Source organism: Streptomyces candidus, from assembly GCF_014207445.1.
GTDB lineage: Bacteria > Actinomycetota > Actinomycetes > Streptomycetales > Streptomycetaceae > Streptomyces > Streptomyces candidus.
Genome location: NZ_JACHEM010000057.1, coordinates 1 through 2,698 on the forward strand (window position 1 = coordinate 1; position 2,698 = coordinate 2,698).

Consider the following 2,698-nt stretch of genomic DNA (forward strand, 5'->3'; position numbering starts at 1 on the left):
TTCCTTTCCACCAAGGGCGGTCCAGCGCGCCCCTGGCGCTGGCGGGGGTCCGCGGGGCAGAGCCCCCGGCTACCGGGCCAAAGGCCCGGTGCACCACCACGAAGCCGCGCACCGGCCAGTCCCCCAACAGCGCGGCCGGCGCCCACACCACAGACACCACCACGGCGCTCCGCGCCGCGCCGCACCACCAACCGCGCAGCCGACGCCCACGCCGCACACAGCCAGCCCGGCCCTGTGGCGGGGCGGCTCGGGGCCACCCCGCCACAGGGGGTCACGCCGCGACTTCTTCGAAGTCGTCGGCGGTGGCAAGGATGGTGATGCGCGGGCGGGCAACGGGAGTCTGCGGCGTGCCTTCGTACCTGTCGGTCTGCGGCTTCTTGGCTGTCCCGGTGATGTGCACCCGGTCTCCCTCCTCGGCCTCCCGTGCCGCCTTACTGGTGCTGAAGACCTTCAACGTGAGCCCGTCTCCGGCCTCGACCAGCAGGAGCGTCCTGGAGCCGAATCGGCCGTCGACCGACCTGGCCAGGGTGACGGTGCCCTCGTGGGCCACCTCGTCGTTCTCGGCCAGGGAGCGGGCGGTGGCTACGCGCTCGGCGCGTGCGGCGGCTTCTGCGGCTGTGCGCTCGTTGCGGTGGGCGTACTGCTCGGCGGCTCGGCGTGCGGCCTGGTCCTGGCTAGGGGTCATGGTCTTTCCGGCGGTGATCAGTTGGCGCAGGTCGTCGGGGAACCTGCTTCGGTCGTTGTCCATCCACTTGGCCAGCTCCGGCTCGACGACGCTGAACTTGGTCCAAATGGCCCGCTGCTTGGCGCCGTCGATGATCGCCCGTTCGTGCTGCTTGCGAATGTCGGTAGCCAGGTACTTCACATCTTCGATCCGCTGCTCAACTGGCATCGGGACACCAGGGGCTCCGTACCCCTCGCAGGCGAAGCAGATGCCGTCTTGGACGTGGTCGTAGCCGAGGATGTGCCCCTTTCCGCCGCACTTGTAGCACGGCTCGACGTATCCGCCCTGCTCACGTCGGAAGAACACCGACACCTGTCCGACGGCAATGGTCACGCCACCATCCGCTGCGTTCGTCGTGGGGCTCACGGGGGTCACGGTCGGTTCAGGCAGGGCCAGGGAAACCGACAGGGCCGTCAGGGCGGCGGCAAGGGCTTCCTTGCGGGTGCGGCCGGACGCGACAGGCTGCGGATCTGTGGTCTCGTTCGCGCGAATAACGGTCCAGTTGCAACCGGGCTTGACGACCTTGAAGAGTTCGTTGGAGATGACGCAGTGCCAGACTCCGCCGATCTTCGTCAGGGCCGGAAGCTGCTGGCGGTCCCGGTCCGCGCTCTGGGTAGTGGTCATGATCTGTGCCCTCCGTGTGGTGCGGGTTTCGAGTGACAGTCGGTCGGGGTGCCATCCCCTTCCAACAAGTTCAATACTACCAGTATTGGGCCGGATCGCGTAGCGGAAAGGGGCCTCTGACCAGGCTTTTTCCTGAACTTACATGACCTTTTGGGGGCGTCCGCGTCGCGCCGACCCCCCTCCCTGCCAGTCGCTTTTTGTGTCCACCGCGACGGGCGCGTGCTCGGCGGGCTGCCCGGCAGAAGGTCGCGGTCGTGCGGCGGAGCTGCGCACCGGCCGTCGGACCCATGGCGCGGCCGCCGCTCACGATGGGCCGGGCCCACCTGGCGCGCGCCCGGCCCGCCCGTGCGACCCGTCGACGCCCACCGCCGTACGGGGGTCCGGGGCGGCGGACCGCCGCCGCCCCGGGGGTGGTTCAGCCCTGACGGGCCGTCCGGGCGGCCCGCTCGCAGGCGGCGGCGCGGATGGCCTGGGCGAGCATCTGCCCGATGTTCTCGCTCTCGGCCCAAGCGAACTGAACGGCCTTGTTTTCCAGGTACAGGCCGAGGGCCTCGGGGCCTGCCTTGCGACTGTCCACGGTGAACACCGCCTCGCCGACAGTGGGGAGCGCAACGGTGACGTTGGTCCACACGTACCCGGCGGCCCGGTATTCGTCGTGGATGACGCGGGCGGGCTCGACCTGGAAGAGGTCGGCCAGTGCGGCGACGAACGCGCGCGCGGCCTCGTGGGTGTCCAGCAGGGGCGGGGCAGGGGGCGCGTCGTGGCCGATGGCGGTGTGGATCTGGAACTTCATGGCGTGCTCTCCTGCGGTGCGTGGTGACGGGGTTTCGGGCCCGGCCGGGCGGTGCCATCCACCGCCCGGCCGGGCGGGGTCAGTTGGTGGCGTCGGCCTCCTCGTCGCTGGTGCGCCACAGCGGCAGGGCTTCGAAGTCCTGGCGCGGCGCGAGCTTGATCACGGCCGCGCGCACGGTGGCGGCCTTGACGGTGGCGGGCAGCAGGGCCGCGACGGCGCGGGGGTCCTTGTTCGCGCGCCACATGGCGTAGTGCACGTTCTGACGTTCGGCGCGGGCCTTCGTCAGTGCCTCGCGGGCGGCCTGGTAGGTCGCCTCGGCCTCCAGCCCCTCCATGAGGAGGGGGGTGTCGATGCCCTCCCGCTGGCGGGACGCCTCGATCATCTCGGCGCGCATGGCCTGGTAGACCGTGTGGCCGATCTCTTCCGCCTCGGCCTGGCGCTCGGGGGTGATCTGCTCGCTCATGGGTTCCTCCGGTGTGGTTTCGAGTGGTTCCCGTTGTCCGGGGTGCCATCCCCTTCCAACAAGCTCAATACTACCAGCATTGGACCGGATCGCA

Annotated in this window: 3 protein-coding genes; all 3 read right to left on the reverse strand. The window is 70.1% G+C overall.

The genetic code is table 11. The features are described 5' to 3' along the window. Positions 1–271 precede the first annotated feature (271 nt). The gene (locus tag HNQ79_RS33100) at positions 272–1,348 is read right to left on the reverse strand and encodes a hypothetical protein (protein ID WP_185036690.1); all 1,077 of its coding nucleotides are present in this window, start codon (positions 1,346–1,348) and stop codon (positions 272–274) included. Between the two features lie 415 nt (positions 1,349–1,763). Next, positions 1,764–2,141, reverse strand: a complete 378-nt coding sequence (locus HNQ79_RS33105; protein WP_185036691.1) for a hypothetical protein — start codon at positions 2,139–2,141, stop codon at positions 1,764–1,766. 79 nt (positions 2,142–2,220) lie between these two features. Continuing rightward, complete coding sequence (locus tag HNQ79_RS33110; RefSeq protein WP_185036692.1) at positions 2,221–2,604, reverse strand: hypothetical protein; 384 nt, start codon at positions 2,602–2,604, stop codon at positions 2,221–2,223. Positions 2,605–2,698: the final 94 nt, after the last annotated feature.

Excerpts from the sequence above, each read along its gene's own strand:
- HNQ79_RS33100 (WP_185036690.1), bottom strand. The coding sequence starts at position 1,348 with ATGACCACTACCCAGAGCGCGGACCGGGACCGCCAGCAGCTTCCGGCC.
- HNQ79_RS33105 (WP_185036691.1), bottom strand. The coding sequence starts at position 2,141 with ATGAAGTTCCAGATCCACACCGCCATCGGCCACGACGCGCCCCCTGCC.
- HNQ79_RS33110 (WP_185036692.1), bottom strand. The coding sequence starts at position 2,604 with ATGAGCGAGCAGATCACCCCCGAGCGCCAGGCCGAGGCGGAAGAGATC.